Origin of the sequence: Burkholderia sp. AU39826, assembly GCF_020419965.1 — a bacterium.
GTDB classification, from domain to species: Bacteria; Pseudomonadota; Gammaproteobacteria; order Burkholderiales; family Burkholderiaceae; genus Burkholderia; species Burkholderia semiarida.
Genome location: NZ_JAIZQG010000034.1, coordinates 1 through 23260, shown reverse-complemented (window position 1 = coordinate 23260; position 23260 = coordinate 1). Strand labels below are relative to the sequence as shown.

Sequence of the window (23260 nt, the reverse complement as noted above, 5' to 3'; positions counted from 1 at the left end):
ATCCCCCGGCAGTCCCGTTCCGCGAACGTCTGGAGTTGTACACATGATCGAGTCCAATCGGGCGCCTGCCGCGCCCCTTACCCCCGTGAAGCAGGCGCTGCTGAAGATAGACGCGCTGCAACGCGAACTCGCGCAGGCGCGCAGCGCGATGAACGAGCCGATCGCCATCGTCGGCATGGGCTGCCGCCTGCCCGGCGGCGCGGATTCCGCCGACGCGCTCTGGTCGATGCTCGCGGCCGGCACCGACGCCGTCGGCCCCGTGCCGGCCGACCGATGGACCGATGCGGTCTACGATCCGCGGCCGGGCCGTCGCGACACGAGCTACAGCAGGCATGGCGGGTTCATCGACGACGTCGATCGTTTCGATGCGGGATTCTTCGGCGTGTCGGAGCGCGAGGCCCCGCACATCGATCCGCAGCAGCGGCTGCTGCTCGAATGCACGTGGCGTGCACTCGAAGACGCCGGCTTTTCGCGAGAAACGATCGCGTCGTACCGAACCGGCGTGTTCGTCGGCTCGTCGGTCGACGACTACGCGCGTGTCAGCGAGAGCGTGTCGGGCGACGCGCTCAGCTATGCGCAGACGTCGCTCGGGACCGCGCGGCCCTTCGCGGCCGGACGCATTTCTTATCTGTTCGGATTTCATGGCCCGGCGCTGCATCTCGACACCGCGTGCTCGTCGTCGCTCGTCGCCGTTCATCTGGCGTGCCACAGCCTGCGCACCCGCGAGTCCGATGTCGCATTCGCGGGCGGCGTCAACCTGATGCTGTCGCCGGAGATGACGATCGCGCTGAGCGAGCTTCAGGCGCTGTCGCCGAGCGGTCGCTGCCGGACCTTCGACGCGGCCGCCGACGGCTACGTGCGCGGCGAAGGCTGCGGCGTCGTCACGCTGATGCGGCTGTCCGATGCGCGCGCGCAGGGCAGGCCGATCCGGGCGGTGATCCGCGGCTCCGCCGTCAATCACGACGGGCGCAGCAACGGGATGACGGCACCGAACGGCCGTGCGCAACGCGACGTGATCCGCGAGGCGCTCGAGCACGCCGGCGTTTCGCCGGCCGACGTCGACTACGTCGAGGCGCACGGCACCGGCACGCCGCTCGGCGATCCGATCGAGCTGCGTGCGCTCGAGGACGTGTACTGCCGAGATGCGAATCGCACCGGCGACCTGTACGTCGGCAGCATCAAGACGAATATCGGGCACCTCGAGTCGGCCGCCGCGGTCGCCGGGCTGATGAAGGTCGTTTGCGCGCTGCAAAAGGGCGAACTGCCGCGGCACCTGCATTTCGATACGCCGACCGCGCACGTCGACTGGCATGCCAACCGCATTCGCGTCGCGACCGAGCATGCGGCATGGCCGTCGTCGCGACCGGGCCGGCGCGTGGCGGCGATCAGCTCGTTCGGCATGAGCGGCACGAACGCGCATCTGATCGTCGAGGCGTGGGAGGAGGCGCGCGCTGCGGAACCCGATGCGGACGTCGCGCCAGGCGGGCACGCGCGTCACGACATCTGGCCGTTGTCCGCACACACGGCGCCGATGCTGAAGCAGACGATCGAAGACTGCGCGGCGCACGTGCGGGCACACGCATCGTTGGCGCCCGATGCGGTCGCCAGCGCGCTGCGCGTCGCGCGCGACAATCATCGACATCGCGTGGCGATCGTCGCGGATTCTCGCGACGCGCTGCTCGATGCGCTGTCGGACGCGGCGCGGGCCACGGCCGTCTTGGGCGGGCAGCCCGGCGGCGCGCGCGACCGCCTTGCGTTCCTGTTTACCGGCCAGGGCGCGCAGCGCGCCGGGATGGCTCGGCAGCTCTATCGGGATTTCGCGCCGTTTCGAGACGTATTCGACGCGTGCGACGGTCATATCGAGGCGCAAGGAGAACTGTCGCTCGCGGACGTGCTGTGGGGCGACCATCAGGACCGGATAGACGACACGCGTCACACGCAGCCCGCGATGTTCGCGCTCGAAGTCGCGCTCGCGCGCTTGTGGATGCACTGGGGCGTCGTGCCCGACGTCGTGATGGGCCACAGCATCGGCGAGTACGCGGCTGCGTGCATCGCCGGCGTGTTCTCGATCGAGGACGGCTGCCGCCTCGTGGCGGCGCGCGGGCGCTTGATGGATACGCTCACCGCGCCGGGGCGCGCGCTCGCGGTGTTCGCCAGCGTGCGTCACGTCGCCGATGCCGTGCGCGACTACCCCGGACGGGTCGCGATCGCCGCGGACAACGCACCGGAGAGCGTGCTGGTGTCGGGCGACCCGGACGCCATCGAATCGATCGCGCGGCTGTTCGCGTCGCGCGGCATCGCGACGAAGGCGCTGGCGGCATCGCGCGCATTCCATTCGCCGCTGATGGAGCCGATGCTGGCCGAATTCGGCGCGGTCGCCGCGACCGTGCGGTATCGCGCGCCGGCGATTCCGATCGTGTCCAACGTGACGGGGCGATTCGAGGTCGAGCGCCTGTGCGACCCCGCGTACTGGGTCGAGCACGTCCGGGCCACGGTGGCCTTCCGCGCGGGTGTCGGCGCGCTCCTCGACGACAAGGTGACGACGCTCGTCGAGATCGGGCCCGGCAAGACGCTTTCGAGCCTCGTCACCGCATGCATGGCGGAGCGGGCAGACCGTGACAACGTGATCGCGCTGCCGTCGATGAACAGCGACGGGCGCGAGACCGAGCAGTTGTTGCGCGCATTGGGCCATGTCTACATGTGCGGCCGTCGTGTCGACTGGCACGCATACGAGCGCTCCCGCACCGGTGTGCCGATGCGGCAGGCCGCGCGCCGCGGCGTGCTGCCGCCGTACCCGCTCGAAGCATCCCGTTACTGGGTGAATGCGCGGGAGCCGGCGCAGCGGGCGCACGTGCTGACGCGCGCGGCCGACCCGCGTCGGGCCGCCGATCGCGGCGTGCTGGGCCGGCGCCTCGCGATCCCGGGATCGGACCCGCGTCGCTACGAGAGCCAGGTGTCCGATCGGCATCTGCCGTTTCTGGGCGGCCATCGGGTGCATGGGCAACTCGTTTTCCCGGCGGCAGGGTTCGTCGAGGCGCTGCTCGATGCCGCATCGCGGCGCGATGGCGCCGACGCGGCAGCCGCGGCCGGCCGCTGGCTCGTCGCGCACGCGGTGTCGTTCGATCACGCGCTCACGCTGGAGCCGGGCAAGGCGGTGACGTTCGGCACCGTCGTGCACGCGGCCGGTGCCGAACAGCCGGGCGACGAAGGCGCGCGGATCGACATTCACGCGTGTCACGACACGGCCGTCGCCGAGCCCGAATGGACGCTGCAATGCGCCGCGCGGATCGGGACGGCGCAGGTCGTCACCGACGTGCCGGCGCTCGACGCATGGCGCGCGCAATGCCGCGACGCGTTGCCCGTCGACGGCTTCTACGCGCGCTTGCATGCGACCGGCCTCGCGTATGACGGCGCGTTTCGCTCGATTCGCGCGCTGTCGCGAGGCGGCGATGCGGCGCTGGTCCGAATCGACATGGAGCCGGATGGCACGGACGACCTCGTCCGCATCGTTCATCCGGCGCTGCTCGACAATGCGTTTCAGGCCGTCGCGGGCGCGCTGTGGGATGCGGAGCTGAACACCGCCTTCGTGCCGATCGGCATCGAACGGATCGCCTGCTTGCCGATGGCCGGCGTGCGGGCGGCGTGGTGCGCGGTGCGAGCCCGGGTGAAGCGAAGCCTGGCCACCGCGGATCTCTGGTTATACGACGACGCGGGCTGCTGCGTCGCCGTCGTCTCCGGACTGCGGCTGATGGCCGTCGACTCGCGCCGATTTCAACCGGCCGCGCGGCCTGTCGCACTGAACACGCTCGTCTGGCGCCCGCTTGCGCTCACGCATGAAGCGGCCGGCGCACGCGCGAACGTCGTGCTGATCGGCAACGGTTCCGCGCTGGATGCGATGCTGCCGCATGCATGTGAAGGCGCTGGCGACGCATGTGCGATCGCGGCGCTGCCGGCCAACGACCCGTTCGATGGAGAGGACGGCGCCCGGCGCATTCGCGCCGCGCTCGACGAGGCGCTCGCAGGCCTGGATGCGCGACCCACCGTGCTGCTCTACACGTGGCCGTCAATCGACGATGCGACATCGGAAGACGAGCTCGCCGCTGTCGGCGCAGCTTACCGGCGCTTCGCGAACGTCTGGCGCGAAGTGCAGTCGGCCCGCTGGCCGGAGGGCCCGCCGACCGTATGCATCGTGACCCAGGCGGCGCAGCGCGTGCCGGGCATCGACGTGCGCGTGTCGCCGTTTCAGGCGGCCGCCTGGGGCATCGCCCGCAGCCTGATGCACGAGAGCGGCGACATGCCGGTGTTGGCGGTCGATCTGCCGGCGCCGGATGCGACGTCGTGCGCGAACGCGCTGGCTGCGCTGGCGGGCGCCGCGCAGAGCGGCGAGACGCAGTTCGTGTCGCATGGCGACGCCGTATACGTCCCGCGGCTCGTCGCACGCGACGCCGGCGCGGCGCAACCGCTCGCGCGCGGCGCCTATCTGGTGACGGGCGGGCGCGGTGCGATCGGCACGCGGGTGATCGAGCAGTTGATCCGCAACGGCGTGCCCAAGATCGTGTCGGCCAGCCGTCAGTTGCCCGCCGACAGCGAACGCGCACGGCTGGCCTCGATCGCCGATGTGCACGGCACGATCGTCGAATTCGTGGCGGCCGACGTCGCCGCGGCCGCCGACGTGCACGCGCTCGTCCATGCGCTCGAGGCGGATTCCGCGCATCCGCTCGTGGGCGTCCTGCATGCGGCGGGCATGCTGGACGACGGCCTGCTTGCCACCCAGCCGATGACCGACGTATTGAAGGTGCTCGCGCCGAAAGTCGCGGGAACGTTGAATCTGCATCGCGCGACCGCGCATCTGCCGCTGCGGCACTTCGTGTCGTTTTCGTCGATCGTGGCCTGCATCGGCTCCCCGGGACAATGTGCGTACGCCGCCGCGAACGCCTACGTGGACGCGCTGACGGCGTTGCGCAACCAGGACGGCCTGCCCGGACACACGATGAACTGGGGCCTGTGGGGCGGCAACGGGATGGTCGATCAGCTCGACGCGCGGCAACTGCGCCGCATCGCATCGTTCGGCCTCGAGGCGATCGAGCCGGACGTCGCCCTGCGCCTGTTCGACACGCTGGTGGCCGAGCCCGACGGGCAGACGCAGATCTGGAGCGTGGATGTCGATACGTTGATCAAGCGCAGCCCGAGCCGGGCGATGGGGACGCTGTTGTCCGCGCTCGTGCCGGCGGCGCCGCCGGCGCATCGCCCGGCCGGTGCCGGCCCCGACTTGCGCGAGCGCATCGCGGGGTTGCCGGACGACGCGCGCATGCAGGTGCTGCGCGGACACCTGACCGATGCGATCGCCGCGACCCTGCATACGTCGACCGAGCGGATCGCGCCGGATATCCCGCTGATCGAGCTGGGGCTCGATTCGCTGATGGCCGCGGAATTCCGCAATGCATTGCGCGGCGAGCTGGGCGTCGACGTCCCGTTCGGACGGTTGCTCGAAGGCGCGACCATCGACGACGTCGTGCGCACCATCGTGGCGACGCTCGATCGCGGCGAGCCGCGGGCGCTCGATGGCACATCGCCGCCGCGCGCCGTGGACCGGATCGACGTGGTGTCCGCAGAAGCGACGTTCGGCGTGGAAATGGAAGGAGGAGAGCTGTGAGCTCGATCGAATTCATCAACGAACTGGCCGGGCGCGGAATCGAGCTGTGGACCCAGGACGGCAAGCTGCAATACAAGGCGCCGAAGGGCGCCGTGACACCTTCGCTCGTCGACGAGCTGAAGACCCACAAGGCGACGCTCATCGCGCTGCTCGAGCAGTTTGCGGGGACGGCGGGCACCTACCCGCTTTCGTTCGCGCAGAAGTCGCTCTGGTCGCTGCATCAGCTCAATCCCGACAGCGCGGCATACAACGTGACATACGCGACGCGCCTCGACGACGACGTCGACCTATCCACGCTGCGCCGCTGCGTCGACTATCTGATCGCACGCCACCCGATCCTGCGCACCGCGTACCGCGTGATCGACGGCGAGCCGCGTCAGCAGGTAGGGTCGCAAGCGCGCGCCCAGTTCTCGGTCGATCGCGTGTTCGTGGCCGACGAAGCCGCCATCCGCCGGTGGATCGACGAAGAGTCGAATCGCCCGTTCGACCTGACGCAGTCGCCGATCCGGCTCAAGCTGCTGCTGAACGAGCACGACGGCGCCGACGCGATTCGCGTGGTGCTGCTGTTGAACGTTCACCACATCGCCGCCGATTTCTGGTCGCTCGAGATCCTGCTCAACGAGCTGCGCGCGCTTTACCGGCTCGCCTGCGCGGGAGAGCCGCTGAAATTGCCGCCGCTGCCGGTGCAGTACAAGGATTGTGTCGAACACGAGCGCGCGCGGCTCGACGGGGCGGACGGCGAGCATCTCGCGGCGTTCTGGCGGCGCGAGCTGGCACACGGATTTCCGGTGCTGAGCCTGGCGACCGACCGGTCGCGCCCGCCGCGCAAAACCGAGCATGGCCGCGTCTACGACCGGCCGCTCGGAGCGGCGCTTTCGCATCAGGTGCGCGACACGGCCAGGCTGCTGCGGGTGACGCCGTACATGCTGCTGCTCGCCGTCTATCAATTGCATCTTCACCTTCATACCGGGCAGGCGCGCTTGATGATCGGCGCACCGACTTCCGGGCGCAATGCGCCGGGCAGCGAATGCGTGGTCGGTCATTTCGTGAACACGGTCGTGCTCGCGTGCGAAGTCCGGCCCGAGGATTCGTTCGACGCGCTGCTGCGACGCACGCGCGACATGATGCTGCGCGTGCTCGATCACCAGGACTATCCGTTTCCGCTGCTGGTCGATGCACTGCGTCCGGCGCGTGATCCGAGCCGATCGCCAATCTACCAGGTGATGTACAACTGGAACCAGGCTCGCGGCGATTTCGCGGCCGAAGGCGGCAGCGGCGCGCCGTTCTATCGTGAGCGCCTCGCCGCATCGAGCACCGGTACGCGCGGCGCGACACACGACCTGACGCTCAACGTGCAGGATCTCGGCGACGACTATCTGACCGCCTGGACGTTCAATACGGATCTGTTCGACATCGGAACGATCGAGCGATTCGCGAGCCAGTATGCACACCTCGTGGGACAGGTGGTGGCCGATGCGAGCCGTCCTTTGCACCAGTACGCGCTCGCGGCCGAGCCTGTCGACGATGCGCGAAACCGCATTGCCGCGGCCGATGCGTTCGTCGGCCCCGCCGGTTGCGCCGAATCCGATATGACGCAGGATGCATCGCGCGTGGTCTGGCAATTCGACGATCGCGCGATCCGCCACGGCGAGATTCACGATGCGGTTCGCGCCGTTCGTGCGCAACTGGATGCCGCCGGGATCGGTGTCGGCAAACGCGTCGAGCTCCGGATGCGCAGTGTTGCCGAGCGCGCGGTCGCGTTGCTCGCCATCCGCGCCGTCGGCGCGTGCCATACCGTGTCGGGCGACACGGCAGACGCCGTGTGCCGCGGGCGTGGCGACGGCTGGTCCGGGTGGGAGATCGACGCGATCGACGTGGTGCATGCGCGCGATGTCGCCGCGCGTGGCGACGGCGTTGCCGCGGGCGAAGCGTCGGCGGTCGAGCCGCTGCTCGACTATGTCGGTCAATTGCTCCATCTCGACGCCCACGCAACGGTGCTCGTTCCGCAGGGCGCGCATGGCTGGCTGTCTGCAGCGGCGCTGGCCCGGGCCGTGGCGGTCGGCGGCGCGGCGCGACTGTCCGGGCGGGCGTCGATCGAAGCGCTTGCTTCCGGCGATCCGGCGGTCGCGAACCTCGCGTACGCCGAACTCGACCGCTTGCTCGCGGACGGCCCGTCGCTCATCCTGCCGTCGCTTCTGTTGCAGCGTGCCGATGTTGCCGGCATCGGGCGAGCACGCGCGCTCGTGGCTTACGGCGAGCATCCGCACCCGTTGACGTCGTTCGCCGCAACCAGCCGGGCACCCACAGCGGCGTACTTCGTCCCGGTGCGGTGCGCGGACGCCGGTTCGGCGCTGTGCGCGTTCGCGGCGGGGCCGGCAGGCTGGCAATTGCTGGCGCCGTCGTATCCGGGGCGCATTGCGTTCGCGCTCGGCGCGTCCGGTACGTTCGCCGACGATCGTCAGGCCGGAACACTGCATTTCTTCGACGGCGCGTCCGTCCGCGCGTCGGTTGGGGGAGCTTCAATCGAAACCGCGCCACCGGACCGGATGTTGATACCCACCGGCGTGCCGGTCGTCCGCCGCGGCGACGCCCTGCTGTGCGTGGATCCTTCGCTACGGGTGGCGCATCACCGGCCCGTGCCGATCGCGATCGGCACGGTCGAGCAGGCCATCTCCGCGGTCCCCGGCGTGGCCGCCGTCGCATGCGCGTGCGTCGTTCAGGACACACAGGAAATGCTGGTCGCCTATCTCGTCGCGGATGATGGCCACGCGGATGCGCATGCACTCGAAAACGCGGTTCGTTCGGCATTGAAGCATGCGTTGCCGGATTCGATGCACCCTGACGCGATCATGGTGCTCGACCGGCTGCCGCTCGACGCGGGCGGCGCACTCGATGCAAGCGTGCTTCCGCCGCCTCGCGCGCGCGAGCGGGGCGACCGTAGCGCGTCGACCGACATCGAACGCAAACTCGCCGCGATCTGGGCCGACGTTCTCGGCCAGCCTTCGGTCGGCGTCGATCAGGACTTCTTCGAATTGGGCGGCGATTCGATTCTCGCCGCGGTCATCGTATCGCGGGCCGCGCTCGACGGCATGTACTTGAAGCCGCAGGACATCTTCCTGCATACGACCGTGGCGGGTCTGGCGACGGTGGTGCGCGAGACGCCGGGTCTCGACGTCGATCAGGGGCCCGTGCACGGCGAGACGGTGCTCGGTCCGGCGGCGCAATGGTTCGTCGAGCGCGTCGACGTCGATCGGTCGCACTTCAACCAGGCGCTGCTCGTTCCGCTCGGGGAGACGCCCGACGCGAACATCATGGCCGAAGCGCTCCGCGTCGTCGTGCGCCATCACGACGTGCTGCGCTCGCGTTTCGTCGCGCACGGCGACGGGATGCGGCACGCGTTTGCCGGCGACGGCGGCGCCGAGACCGTCGATTTTGCGATCGTTCCGTGTATCGACTCGGCCGGCCGGCATTGCGAACGCACGTGGCGCGCGGCGATCGACGCGGCGCAGAGCGGCCTCGACCTCGAGGGCGGCCGGCTCATGGCGGTCAGGTGGCTCGAAAGCACCGGCGTGTCGAGCAGCCGGCTACTGATCGTCGTCCATCACATGGCGATCGACGGCGTGTCCTGGAGCATCCTGCTGCAGGATCTGGCCGATTGCTATCTGCGGCTGCGTGCCCGCACGGCGGCGGCGTTGCCGCCGAAGACGAGCTCCGTGAAAGCATGGGTCGACCAGTGGCTTGCCCTGGCGCAGGGCGATGCGCTCGACGACGATCGTCGCTACTGGCGAAGCGTGAACGCACGGGTGCACGACGTGCTGGCCGGGCCGAAGCGAGTCGCGCTGATGCGTCACGGGCTGACCTCGATCGTTCAGCATGCTTATCAGGAATCGTCGCTCAGTTGCACGATCACGCTCGATGCCGATCTGACGCACGCGTTCCGAACCACGGCGCCGCGTGCCTATGGAACCGACGCCAACGATCTGCTCATTGCCGCGCTGCACGCGGGCTTTCATGCATGGAGCGGCTGCGACGCGCTGCTGGTGGACGTCGAGGGGCACGGCCGGGACGCACTCGACGACGCGATCGACCTGAGCCGCACGGTCGGCTGGTTCACGTCGATCTATCCGGTACTGATCGACACGCCGGCTACCGTCGCGGATCCGTCGAGGCTCATCAAGTCGGTCAAGGCACGACTGCGCGAGGTGCCGCGCAAGGGCGCGAGCTATGGCGTGCTCCGCTATCTCGACACGAAGCCGCAGGCTGGCGACGAGGCACTGACGTCGTTTCCGCGGGCGCCGATCCTGTTTACCTACCTCGGTCAACTGGAGCAATTGTCGGGGCCGTCGTCGCCGTTGTACGGCGGGCCGCCCGAGCCGGCACCGGGCATCCGCAGCCCGCGCCAGCGGCGCACGCACCTGCTGGACATCGTCGCGTACGTGTCGCGCGGCAGGTTGACCGTGGAGGCCGGCTTCTTCGGGGTGCCGGGCGTCGACGAAAGCATCGGCTGCCTCATGTGCCGCGTCGAGGAGGCGCTGACGACGCTGATTCGTCATTGCAGCGCCGACGGGGTGGGCGGCCTGACACCCGACGACGTTCCTCAACTCGATGTCGATCAGGATGCGCTTGACGCGCTGTTGAATGAAATCGACGCACTCGAGCGCTGAACGAGGCGGCGCGCGATACCGTGCGTTCGTCGAGCATGACCGCAACAGGAATTCAGGATGACCCGAAACGTCGACACGATTTACCCGCTCACGCCTCTTCAGCGAGGCATGCTCCACCATTCGCGACTCGATCCGGCCTCCGGCGTCTACGTCGAGCAATTTTCCTGCGTGCTGCACGGCTCGCTGGACCTCGAGCGATTCCGCGGCGCGTGGGAGACGGTCGTGCATCGCCACGACACACTCAAGACCTTGTTCATTCGCCTGCATGAAGAGCAACCGTTGCAGGTCGTCCGGCATACGGTCGGATTGCCGTTCGAGGTGATCGACTGGCGCGATCGGGCGGCCGACGAGCAAGCCGACCGATTCGAACAGTTGCTGGCGAGCGATCGTGCGCGCGGCTTCGATTTCAGCGTCGCGCCGCTGATGCGCGTCACGCTGATCCAGCTCGGTCACGAGCGGCATCGATTCCTCTGGACCTATCACCACGCGATCCTCGACGGCTGGTCGATGCCCTTGCTGCTCGGCGAGGTCTTTCAGCGTTATTCACGCCCCGACGCGCCGCTTCCAGCGATCGCGCGCGACTATCGCGACTACGTTGCGTGGCTGCGCACACGTGATGGCGACGGTTCGCTCGACTATTGGCGCGATCTGTTGCGCGGCTATCGCACGCCGGCGGGATTCGCGCCGTCGGTATTTCCGGCGCCGGCAAGCGATGCCGCAGCCGGCGCCGAAGCGCGCCGCACGCGCTCGACGCGGGTCGAGACGATGCCGGCCGAATGGATGGAGACGGCCGGCCGGGCATGCCGCGTCGCCCGCGTGACGCTCAATACGCTGTGCCAGGGGGCGTGGGCGATGCTGCTCGCGCGCTACGGCGGCTGCAACGACGTCGTCGGCGGCATCGTCGTATCGGGGCGTGCCGCGGAGGTGGACGGCATCGAACGCATGGCCGGCTTGTTCATCAACACGCTTCCGTGGCGCGCGATGCTCGACGGCGAGCTCGATATGGCCGACTGGTTGCGACGCTTGCAGGCCGATACGCAACGGCTGGAACAGCATGCGCACAGCGCACTCACCGACGTATTGAAATGCAGCGAAGTGCCGCGCCAGCAATCGCTCTTCGACACGCTCTACGTATTCGAGAATTACCCGGGCCGCGATGCGTTCGATCGGCTCGCCGCGGGTTGCGGGTGGCGGATCGACGACCCGCGTGCCGTCGAGGAAACGAGTTACGCATTGGCGCTCGTCGTATTGCCGACGGATACGCTGACGTTCCAGTTGACCTACGATACGGCCCGATTCGATGCGGCGTTCATTGAGCGCATGGCTGCGCAATACCGCGGGCTACTTCAAATGCTGGTCGGCGCGACCCCGCGCAAAGTGGGCGATCTCGTGCTCGATGCAGGATCGTCGACGGGGGCCGGCAGGGCGTCCGACGCGTCCGAACATGCGTCGATCGGCGGCGCGACGTTGTCGGCGCGGATTGCCGCGCATGCCGCTCGCGCGCCGGACCAAATCGCCTTTTCCCGGCTGGACGCCCGCCATTCGCCGGTCGGCGCGCACGGCGTCACCTATGGAATGATGGCCGATCGCGTGCAGCGCGCCGTTCGCCAATGGCGGCGTTTCGGCTATCGGCCGGGCGAGCGCGTGCTGATCGCATGCGACGACCCCGTCTCCGGGCTGGTGTTGCTGCTGTCCGGGCTGACGTATGGCGTCGATTGCGTGATGACCGACCCGAACCTGCCGTCGTCCGCGTTCGATGCGGTCGTCGATGGCGGTTGGTCGCCGGAACCGCTGCGAAGCTGCGTGACGACCGCGCAGCATACGCCGTTGACCGGTGTCATGTGTTACGTCTTCGACGAACACGATCCGATGTACGGGCAAATCGACGGTACGCGCGACGATCATTCGGATCCGGGGCAGGGCGCCTGTTCGTTGCTGCGGCGCGATGTCGATGGCGACTGGCGCGTCATCCGTTATACGCACGCACAACTGATCGAAGCCGCGCGCGCGTTCGAACGGACGTTACCGGGCGGCACGTCGCGCGATGTCGCGTTGGGCGAGGGGCCGCTGTCCCATACGGCGTTGTGGGCGGTACTGCGCGCGCTGAGCGCCGGGCTGTCGGTGCATCAGCTCGCAAGCGCCGGCGATCCCGCGTTTCTGCCGCGAGCGGCGTCTCCGGATGCGCACTGGCACGGTATCGTCCTGAGTCCGGAGGCGACGCGTCACATCGTCCGCGCATCCTCCGCCCTGTCGGCCGGCGCGCTTCGCACCGACTGGGTCATGGCCGACGCACGCTCGCTGACGCGTGCGGACGCCGCGCGACTCGCCGAGCTCGCGCCCCGCGCGCAACGCTTCCGGCAATTGTGCTGGCCTGCGTGGTCGCTTCCGCATGCGGTTTCATCTGCCGACGAATTCGATCGCTTCGAATCGGGCGTGGTGTCGGCGGATGAATCGGTGTTCGTCGCCGACACCCATCTGAACCGGGCCGGTACGGACGCGCTCGGTACGCTCGTCGTCTCGGGGCATTCGGTACCCGATCTGATGTTGCGCAACGGCAAGCCGGACCGTGGCAGCCTGACCGTCACGCGCGACGGTACCTGGCTGCGCACGACGCTTGGCGCGTGGCGGACGGAGCGCGGCTGTCATACGTGGCTGCCCGACCGGAGCGCATGCTCCGAAGAATGGACGGCGGACTGGCTGGATGTCGAAGCCGACATTGCACGGCGCGCGGGTGTCGACGAGGTCGCGCTCGTGGAGCGGATCGCCGAAAGCGGAGAATGGGACTATGCGCTTTTTCATCAGGACGCGACGGCCGACGCCGCGGACATCGCGCGCCGGCTGGCCGGACAGCGCGGCGTGCCGGCACTGTCGGCCGGCGCGATCGTCGCGCTCGCCGCTTTGCCGCGTTCCGCGACAGGAGGGATCGACCGCGTCCGGCTCCTGTCCGGCGACGTCGAGGTGCGCAAGCACGATCGCCATGCGGCGCCTCGCGACATGGTGGAAACGGCGATTCACGAAATCTGGTGCGGGTTGCTCAAGCAGCAACGCATCGGCATTCACGACAATTACTTCGATCTCGGCGGGGATTCGCTGCAGGCAACCGTGATGCTGTATCAGATCGGCGAGCGGCTTCAGCATGCGATCGACATGGAAACGCTGCTCGCCGCGCCGACGATCGCCGGTCTGGCTGCCAGTATCGCGAACGGCAATGTGCGTCGCGATACGGCGATCGTCGATTTGCCGGGCGAAGCCCGGCTCGACCCGGCAATCGAGACACGGCAGCCGTATTCGTGGCGCCCTTATCGCACGGTGCTGCTCACCGGCGCGACGGGATTCCTGGGCGTGCACCTGCTTCATACGCTGCTCGCGACGACCGATGCACGCGTGATGTGCCTGGTTCGCGCCGACGAGCCAGCGGCGGGCGTACGGCGCATTGAGGCCGCGATGCAGTCACATGGCTTGTGGGAAGCGCGGCACCGCGATCGGATCGTCGCCGTGCCGGGTGACCTTGCCGAGCCGAACCTCGGTTTGTCGGCGGCGGCATTCGACGCGCTCGCCGCTGAAATCGACGCGATCTACCACAACGGGGCGTTGGTCAACTTCGTTTATCCGTACGCGACGCTGAAGCAGGTCAACGTGCTGGCGACCCAGGACATCGTCAGGCTGGCGAGCCTGCATCGAGTGGCGCCGATTCACTACGTGTCCACCGTCGGCACGCTCGACCGTTATTCGGACGCGTTGCCGGAAACGCTCGCCGTGCCGTTCCACGAACACCTGACGAGCGGCTACGAACAGAGCAAATGGGTCGCCGAGCAATTGCTCGCGCAGGCGCACGCGCGCGGCGTTCCCGTCACGGTATATCGTCCGGCGCGGATCGTCGGGCACGCGGTGAGCGGGCGGATGAACCTGGACGACCTGTTCTGCCGATTGATCAAGGGCATCATCGTGTTTGGAAAGGCGCCGCGCGACGTCGGGTTCGACAACATCCTCCCGGTCGACGTCGTCAGCCGGATCATCGTACGTGCGTCGCTCGACCCGACCGCCGCGGGGCAGGGCGTGCATGTGATCAACCCGCGCTGGAACTCGCTCGACGCACTGGTCGATTTCATCGAGGACGAAGGGTTCGCGATCGAACGCATGAGCTACGACGCGTGGCTCGCGGCGCTGGCGGAACATGTCCGGCAGGACCCGGCGCATCCGCTTTCGATGCTGATCCCGGTCCTCAGAAAATTGAACCCCGTTGCGGATCCGACGGTCGGGCGCATTCTTCCGATCGACGTCACCCAACTGAAGCGGCTCGCGGGTGACGTGCTCGCATCGAGCCTGCGTCCGGCAAACGACTGGTTGCGTACGTTCTTCGACTACTTTTACGAAGACGGTTTTCTCGAGCGCCCGCATGAAAGGCTGGTCACCGCATGACGGGCGACTCGCCGGCGCGGCCGGGCGCAAGACGATGAGCCGAAGCCGGCGCCGTCGGGCCGCGACGAGCGATCCTCGTCGAATGGCGGGTGCCGGGAAGTATTGCATTCGATCCATCCCCGGATCGGGGCACCCCCTGCCCATTGCCCGCGCGCCATGCTTAAATAGCAGGGCTCCCCGACAGCCGGCCGCCGCGATGGCGGCGCCGGCCGGCACGGGCCGGCATGTCCGATCGATACCGTGACGACAGACGATACGAAAACGCCGTTCCGGCCCGCCCGGCGCGGTCCGATAACATTCCGAGGCATCACGTCATGACCCTCCTGTTCCGTCTGCTCGCGCTCGCCTGCGCGCTCTGGCTGGCCGCCTGCGCGGCGCCGCCGTCGTCTGCGCCATCCTCCAGCGCCGCCGCGCCGGCCGCCGCACCGGACGCCAGCGAACGCCGCGGGCTCGGTACCGCGTGGGGCGAATCGGTGCGATCCGAAACCCGGCAGGTCGAATTCGAACGCGCGGATCCGGCGAATCCGACGGATCTCGCGTCGGTCTACTACAACGACGCGCTGCCCGGCCATCTTTCCGCGTCGCAGGTGCGCCGGCTGCCGACCCGCGTCGCGCTCGCGAACGGCGACATCGCGCTGTCGTTTACCGACGAGAAGGGCGCGCCGTTGCGTCTCGCGCGCAGCAACGGCCGCTGGCACATGGCGGGCGTCGAGGGCTCGCGCTATATGATCGTGTTGCGCAACCAGGGGCGCCGCGCGTTCGAAGTCGTGTCGACGGTCGACGGGCTCGATGTGCGGTCGGGGCGGCCGGGCAGCTATACGAACGGCGGCTACGTGCTGTATCCGGGCCGTACGCTGACGATCGAAGGCTTTCGCAAGAGCCGCGACGAAGTCGCCGCGTTCCGCTTTGCGGCCGTGCCCGACAGCTATGTCGCGAACGCGAAGTACGGCGATGTCGCGAACGTCGGCGTGATCGGCGTCGCGCTGTTCGCGCAGAAGGAAAACGACGAGGACGCACTGCGCCGCAATGCAAATCCGTTTCCCGGCAACGACAACGGCTATGCGCCGCCGCCCGTTCCGCGCGGCGAGTAACGGCATGTAGCCGGGCGCCCGCGGGCATCGCGCTGTCCGCGGGCGATCCCGTGAGTTTTCCTGCTGCCCGTTCCGTGCTGTGCCGTTACCGTTTCGCTTCGCTCGGAACACACTCCGAAGCGCAATCGCCCCTACCGGACGCTCGCGCGGCCACCGTTTCGTGAGCGGCCCGTTCCGCGGCGCGCGGTTTTGCCGTCGTCCGCCCGTGCTGCGGCACAATGTCGGTTCGCGCCGGTATCGCGTGCTTGCCCACCATCCGGACCGACGCGGAACGGCATGTCGCGACCCGCTTTCAGGTACCATCCCGACCCGCTTGCAACGGGCGGCATGATCCGGTCCGGCCGCCGCGCCGCATGTGTCGCATGTGTTGCGGCGGGCCCCGCGGCCGGCGGGACGACGATGGACGGGACGAGCCCGTGCGAGCGGCGTCGGCCCTTCGCCATGAAACAGAGGAACCTTCGTGAAGTTCATCCACGCGGCAGACATTCACCTTGACAGCCCGTTGCACGGCCTGAGCGCGTATCCCGACGCGCCGGCCGCGCAGTTGCGCAACGCGTCGCGCGAGGCGCTGCGGCAACTCGTGGATCGTGCGATCGAAGAGGAAGTCGCGTTCCTCGTGATCGCGGGCGACCTGTACGACGGCGACTGGAAGGATCACAACACGGGCATCTTCTTCGGCCAGCAGATGGGGCGCCTGCGCAGGGCCGGCATCCGCGCGTTCGTCCTCGGCGGCAACCACGACGCCGAAAGCGAGATGACGAAGAAGCTGACGCTGCCCGACAACGTCACCGTGTTCGGCCACCGCAAGCCGGAAACCTTCACACTGCCGGAATGCGACGTCGCGCTGCACGGGCAGAGCTTCAAGGACAAGGCCGTCGTTGACAATCTCGCGATCGGCTATCCGGATCCGGTGCCCGGGTACTACAACATCGGCGTGCTGCACACGGCGCTCGAAGGGTATGCGGCGCATGCGAACTACGCGCCCTGCACGCTGGCCGAACTGCACGCGAAGGGTTACGACTACTGGGCGCTCGGCCACGTGCACGAATTCCAGCAATGGACGGGTCCGTCCACCGTCGTGTTTCCCGGGAACCTGCAGGGGCGCCATATCCGCGAGACGGGCCGGCGCGGCGCGGTGCTCGTGACGGTCGAGCGAGGCAGGACGCAGGTCGAGCGCCTGTATCTCGACGTGCTGCGCTGGGAAGCCGTGTCGGTCGATGCGTCCGATTGCCTGTCGGTGGCCGATCTGTCGAAAAAGATCGGCCAGTCGCTGGAGGCGCTGTTGACGGTCGACGGCCACGTGCCGCGCGCGGTGCGCGTCACCGTCACCGGGCGCACGCCCGCGCACGGCCTCTTTTTCGGCCGCGCACCGCAGTTGCGTGCGGAGGTACTGAACCAGATCGGCATCATCGGCAACGAGCGGCTGTGGCTGGAGAAGGTCCGGCTCGCGACGTCCGCCGCCGATCGGCAGCCGGGCGAAAGCGAGCCGCTCGAAGCGCTGGAGGACCTGAAGCAGATCCTGGCCGACGCCGCGCACGATCCGGATTTCCTCGCGCTGCTCGAACGCGACCTGAAGCCGTTCGTCGGCAAGGTCCGCAGCGACGTGAAGGAGGACGTGCCGTTGCTGACGCTGGCGCGCGCGGGCGAACTGACGGCGCTGGTCGAGCAGGTCGGGCCCGCGTTGCTCGCGCGGCTGGCGAGGGGGGAGTAAGCGATGCGCATCCGCCAGCTCGATCTGATCAAGTACGGCAAGTTCACCGACGAGACGCTGCGTTTCCCGTCGGCCGGCGAGGATTTTCATGTGATCGTCGGGCCGAACGAGGCCGGCAAGTCGACGATCCGCACGGCCGTGTCCGAGTTGCTGTTCGGGATGAAGCTGCAGACGCCGCTCGATTTCCTGCACAGCACGCCCGAACTGCGGATCGGCGGCGTGCTGGAGAGCGGTGCGGGCGAATTCGTGTTCCACCGTGCGCGCGGGCGCAGTCCGTTGCGCACGCCTGCCGACGACAAGCTGCCCGACGACTATCTGGCGTCGATTCTCGACGGCGCGACGCGCGAATTCTTCGAGCAGATGTTCGGGCTCGATCACGGGCGGCTGGTCGATGGCGGGCGCAGCATTCTCGACGCATCGGACAAGCTCGGCCAGGTGCTGTTCGAATCGGCTGCCGGCGTTGGCAGCCTCGGGCCGGTGCGCGAGGAGCTCGACGCGCGCGCGCTCGAATTGTGGGCGCCGCGCCGCAGCGGCAGCGTGTTTGCGCTGGCCGAAACCGCATTCAACGAAGCCGTGACCGAACTGAAGGCGGTCCAGGTGCGCACGCGCGACTGGGTCGATCGCAAGGAAGCGCGCGAAGCGGTCGAGCAGCAGATCGAGCGGGCGCGGGCGGAACAGCGCCGGCTCGAAGCGCTGCGCTCGAAGCTCGAACGCGTGCGGCGGCTCGCGCCGTACCTGAAGGAGCTGACGGTCAAGGATGCGGCGCTGGCCGAACTGGGCGCGGTGATCGAGTTGCCGCCGACCGCGTATGCCGATCTGCTGAAGGCGCAGGGCGATCTCGCGGCCGAGCAGAAGGTGCTCGAGGAGCGGCGGGCCGACCTCCTCGCGAAGCGGCAGGCGCGCGATGCGATCGCCGCAGACGCCGACACGCTGGCGCTCGAAGCCGATATCGAGGCGCTCGATCGGCTGCGCTCGGCGTGCACGAATCACTCGCAGGATCTGCTGTTGCTCGGCGCGGACGTCGAGCGGCACCTGTCCACCGCGTTGTCGGCGGCCGCGCAGCTCGGCTGGCCGGCGGACGAAGCGTCGCTGCGCGCCGCGTTGCCCACGGCGCTGTCGCTGAAGACCGTCGCGAACCTGCTGCGCGAACACGGCGCGCTGCACCAGGCGCTCGCCGGCGCGCGCGAATCGCTCGACGAGCGCACACGCGAGCTGGCGCAGGTGCGGGAACAACAAGCGCGCCTGTCGACCGTCGACGTGCCGGAGGCGTTGCGCGCGGCGCTGGCTGATGCGCAGGGCTTTCGCAACAGCGGCGCGCGCGAGCAGGCGCTGGCGCATGAAATCGCGGCCGCCGAACGCACGCTGGCCGGCGCGCTCGACGCGCTCGGCCAGTGGCGCATGCCGGTCGATGCGCTGCGTGCGCTCGACGTGCCGTCGGCGGCGCGGCTCGGCGCGCTGCTCAAGGAAGACAGCGAACGTGCCAGCGCGGCTGCTGCCGCGCGCGACGCGCGGGATGGCGCGCTCGAAGAGCTCGAACGGCTCGAACTGCAGGAGAAGCATTTCGCGGAGAACCACAAGGTCGTCACGACCGCCGACGTGCTGGCGGCGCGTGCGCGTCGCGACGGCGCGTGGGGCGATATTCGCAGCGGCGCCGTCGAGCTCGCCGCGGGCGCACCGGCGCTCGACGACGCGATGCGCCTTGCCGACGAGCTCGTCGATGCGCAACTCGGCGCGACCCAGGCCGCGGCGACGCTGCAGTCGCTGCGCCAGCAGGTCGAATCGGCGCGGGCCGGCGTTGCACGCAGGCAGGCCGCGCTGGACGAACGCGAGCGCGAGCTCGCCGCGCATCGTGACGCATGGGCCGCGCTCGCGACGGCGGCCGCGGTGCCCGGCATGCCGCTGGCGGCGATGGGCGACTGGCTCGCGAAGCGCGATGCGGTGTTCGCCGCACAGGCCGATCTCGATCGGCAGCGCCGTGAATTCGACACGATGCGCGCTGCCCGCGCCGGCGCGGAAGCCGTGCTGCGTGCGGCGCTGTCGAAGGTATCGCGAGGCGGCGAGTCGGACGGGCCGGTCGCGCTCGTCGCCGTCGCCGAGACGTTCGTCCAGTCGGCCGAGAAAGCGGCCGCGCAGAAGGACAGCCTGGACGATCGTGCGCGGGAGGCCGAACGCGGGTGCGCGACCGCGCGTTCGCGGGTCGATCACGCGCAAACGGCTTACGACGCGTGGCAAGCGCAATGGCGCGACGCACTGGCCGACGCGAAACTGTCCGCGAGCGCGACGACGCTGGCCGCGGCGGAAGGTGCGCTCGGGCTTGCGAACACGGTGACGGCCGAACTGGCCGATGCAGACGCGCCGCGCAACCGGATTGCCGCGATCCGCGCGGAACTGAACGCGCTCGAGGCCGGCGCACGGCGGCTTGCCGAAGCGCTCGCGCCGGAATGGCTGGCGAGCGGCGACTGGCTGGACGTGGCGCGCCGGCTGACGATGCGCCTCGCGGCCGCCAGGGAAATCGCCCGTGCGATCGATCGTGCCGACGAGGCCGTGCGGCAGGCCGACGGCAAGGTCGCGGACGCGGCTGCCGCGGTGGCGGGCGCCGACGCGCGCATCCAGCCGCTGCTGCAACTGGCCGGCGTCGCGTCGATCGACGCGGCGCTGCCGCTGGCCGAGCGCTCGGATCGCCAGCGCCAGCTTCGGCAGGCGGTCGATGCCGCGCACGACGCGCTGGTGCGCGACGGCGACGGGCTTTCCCGGTCCGCCGTCGAGGCCGAGGTGGCGGAACAGGACATTGCCGACGTGCCGGCGCATCTCGAAGCGGTGAAGCAGTCGCTGGCCGATATCGGCAAGCGGCTGAACGAGTTGGCGCAGCAGCAGGTCGTGGCCGACCAGGCGTTCGGTGCGATCGACGGCCAGGCGAGCGCGGCCGTCGCCGAGTCGAAACGGCAGGAGGCGCTGGCGGCGATGGGCGACGCGGCCGAACAGTATCTGGAGGCGGCCACGGCGAGCCGCTTGCTGAAGTGGGCGACGGATCGCTACCGCGACCAGAAGCAGGGGCCGATGCTTCGGCGCGCGGGCGAGATTTTCGCCGTGCTCACGCTGGGTGAATTCGCGAAGCTGACCGTCGATACCGAGCGGACGCCGCCCGCGCTGTATGCACGGCGCACGCGGGGAACGTCGGTCGAGGTCGCGGGGCTGAGCGAAGGGACGCGCGATCAGCTGTTCCTCGCGCTGCGGATCGCGGCGCTGGAGTTGCAGCTCGGCAGCCGCACGGCGCTGCCGTTCGTCGCCGACGATCTGTTCATCAATTTCGACGATGCGCGTGCGAAGGCGGGGCTCGAGGCGCTGCGCGATCTGTCGACGCGCACCCAGGTGCTGTTTCTGACGCACCACGACCACCTGTTGCCGCTCGTGAGGGACGTATTCGGCGCGCGCGTCAACGTGGTCGAGTTGCAGCGCGCGCCGGCCGGCGCGTGATGCGGGGCGCGTCGGAATGCCCGCGCACGGGAACGGGCGTCGCGTACAGGTAGTATGAGCGGTTCCGAAATGCACGCGGCCGGTTCAACGGTCGCGGGTCTGGCCACACGAGGGGTGAGAATATGAAGAAGCTGGTAGCCGCGATTGCGTTCGCGGCGGACAAGCATCGCAATCAGCGACGCAAGGATGAAGAGGCGTCGCCGTACATCAATCATCCGATCGCGCTCGCCGACGTGCTGGCCAACGAGGCCGGCATCGAGGACGAGCGTGTGATCGTCGCGGCCGTGTTGCACGACACGGTCGAGGATACGGAGACGACCGAGCAGGAGTTACTGCGGCTGTTCGGCAAGGACGTGGCGGACATCGTGATGGAAGTCACCGACGACAAGTCGCTGCCGAAGGACGAGCGCAAGCGTCTGCAGGTCGAGCACGCCGCCACCATCAGCCGGCGCGCGAAGCTCGTGAAGCTGGCCGACAAGATCTGCAACCTGCGCGACATCGCCCGGCATCCGCCCGCGGACTGGCCGCTCGAACGCAAGCAGGCGTACTTCGACTGGGCGAAGTCGGTCGTCGATCCGATGCGCGGCGTTCATCCCGGTCTCGAGGCGATCTTCGATGCCGCGTACACCGCACGGCCGGCGGACTGAGGCGCGCGCATGCGATCGGCCCGATCCGCCGCACGGCAACCGGTCGCGGTGGCGGGAGTCGACGTCGGCGGCGACAGGAAGCTGTGCGATCTCGTGATCCTGCGTGGCTCGACGATCGTCTGCCTGGAAGCGCGGGTCGCGCCCGAGTCGCTGCCTTCACTGTGCCTCGCCCATGATGTCATCGCCGTCGGCGTCGACGCGCCGAGCCTGTGGTGGACGGGGAGCGGCCGCCGCGCGGCCGAACAGGCGCTCGCGCGCGAACGGATCTCGTGCTTTCCGACGCCGTCGCGGGAGCAGGCCATCGCGAGCACGTCGGGCTTCTTCGACTGGATGTTCATGGGCGAGCGCGTCTACCGTGCACTCGCGCACGCCTATCCGTTACTGACCGACGCGCGCTACGCGGGCGGGCGCGCGAGTTTCGAAACCTATCCGTATGCGATCACCTGCGCGATGCTGGGCAAGGCCGTGGCGTCGGCGAAGCAGAAGCGCAACCAGCGTCGGCAATTGCTGGAGCGGCTGGGGATCGATGTGTCGACGCTGCGTTCCGTCGATGCGCGAGACGCCGCCTTGTGCGCGTTGACGGCGCAATACGTGATCGACGGCAACGCGCATGCGTATGGCGATGCGTCGGGCGGTTATATCCGCGTGCCGATGATGAGCGAGACGATCGTGCTGGATGCGCCGTAGCGGCGACGCGCGGTTCCGGGCCAGGCGGCGATCGCGGGGAAGCCGTTTCGTAGGATGAGAACGGCTGTCGGCGGGCACGACGTGAAGCTCGTGCACCGCGTGATTCCGGCTGAGCCTGCTTAATCCTCGAGGATGGATTTCGGCACGCTGGACAGGTCGCAGGCTTGGGCGTGCTCGAAGTAGCTGTCCGCATCGTCGATCATCACGACCGCGACGTCGATCAGTTCGTCCAGCCGTTGCAGCAGCGACTCCCGCCACTCGATGTCTTCGTCGCGCTCGGGCGCCTTGTCCAGCTGCTCGATGATCGAGTCGGCCGTTTGCAGGAATGGAATCGCCTGCTGATAGTTTTCGATCGAGACCAGCGCCGCATTGCGCGCGCCGACGAGCTGCTCGCGATACGTGTCCGCGAGTTCGGATTCGCCGCTGATGCGCGGCAACATGTCCGAGATGCGTTGCAGAAGCGGCGGGACTTGTTGTTCCAGCTGGATCGCACGCTCGCGCAGGGCTGCATATTCGTCGCGAAGGTCGGTGTCGCCGGGTTGAGTCGTGCTGTCCATCATCGATATGAGTGCGTGGTTCGGTCGCGGCATGATACTCGACCGCGCCCGGTTCCTTGCCCGTTCCGCCTCTTTCTATATACGGAAGGAAAGAGAGGTGTTCGTCATATCTTTGGAGGGCGGCGCGCGTTGTCCTTTCCGGCCCGTCGAGCCCAAGGCCTCTGTGCGCGACAGCGCGCGGAGGCCTTTTCAAAGTTTCTTCACAAAGAGCTTGCGTGGATGGGGGCGGGTGCTTAGAATCACGCCTCTTTCGCGCTACCGGAAACGCGGCGCGGGAGGAGGGAAGCGGTGCTGTTGGGGTTCGGTGGTAGCGAGCCGCGGCGGCGCAGGAAGTTGAGCCCCGCGGTCGCAACGAAG

General features: G+C 68.7%; 9 protein-coding genes. 8 read left to right on the top strand and 1 reads right to left on the bottom strand.

Annotated elements, in window-relative coordinates; all coding sequences use genetic code 11:
- Positions 1–43 precede the first annotated feature (43 nt).
- The 8 genes from LGM42_RS31920 (at position 44) to LGM42_RS31885 (ending at position 22346) form a co-directional block, all read left to right on the top strand.
- The gene (locus LGM42_RS31920; RefSeq protein WP_226234318.1) at positions 44–5653 is read left to right on the top strand and encodes a type I polyketide synthase; all 5610 of its coding nucleotides are present in this window, start codon (positions 44–46) and stop codon (positions 5651–5653) included.
- Positions 5650–10317: a condensation domain-containing protein gene (locus LGM42_RS33295; protein WP_226234317.1), complete on the top strand. Its 4668-nt coding sequence runs from the start codon at positions 5650–5652 to the stop codon at positions 10315–10317. The genes LGM42_RS31920 and LGM42_RS33295 overlap by 4 nt, the downstream gene beginning before the upstream one ends.
- Before the next feature lie 57 nt (positions 10318–10374).
- Complete coding sequence (locus LGM42_RS31910) at positions 10375–14736, top strand: thioester reductase domain-containing protein (RefSeq protein ID WP_226234316.1); 4362 nt, start codon at positions 10375–10377, stop codon at positions 14734–14736.
- Positions 14737–15050: 314 nt separating this feature from the next.
- A complete protein-coding gene (locus LGM42_RS31905; protein ID WP_226234315.1) occupies positions 15051–15827 on the top strand; it encodes a hypothetical protein in 777 nt (258 codons plus the stop codon).
- A 460-nt stretch (positions 15828–16287) separates the two neighbouring features.
- On the top strand, positions 16288–17538 hold the full coding sequence (locus tag LGM42_RS31900) for a metallophosphoesterase family protein (protein WP_226234314.1): 1251 nt from the start codon (positions 16288–16290) through the stop codon (positions 17536–17538).
- Between the two features lie 3 nt (positions 17539–17541).
- Entirely contained in the window at positions 17542–21012 is a 3471-nt protein-coding gene (locus LGM42_RS31895; RefSeq protein WP_226234313.1) for an ATP-binding protein, read from the top strand.
- Positions 21013–21134: 122 nt separating this feature from the next.
- Complete coding sequence (locus LGM42_RS31890) at positions 21135–21659, top strand: HD domain-containing protein (RefSeq protein ID WP_060315638.1); 525 nt, start codon at positions 21135–21137, stop codon at positions 21657–21659.
- Between the two features lie 9 nt (positions 21660–21668).
- A complete protein-coding gene (locus tag LGM42_RS31885; protein ID WP_226234312.1) occupies positions 21669–22346 on the top strand; it encodes a DUF429 domain-containing protein in 678 nt (225 codons plus the stop codon).
- Between the two features lie 119 nt (positions 22347–22465).
- Here LGM42_RS31885 and LGM42_RS31880 read toward each other — a convergent pair whose 3' ends face one another.
- Positions 22466–22903, bottom strand: coding sequence for an ATPase (locus LGM42_RS31880; protein ID WP_226226106.1), 438 nt, complete (start codon positions 22901–22903; stop codon positions 22466–22468).
- Between the last annotated feature and the right edge of the window lie 357 nt (positions 22904–23260).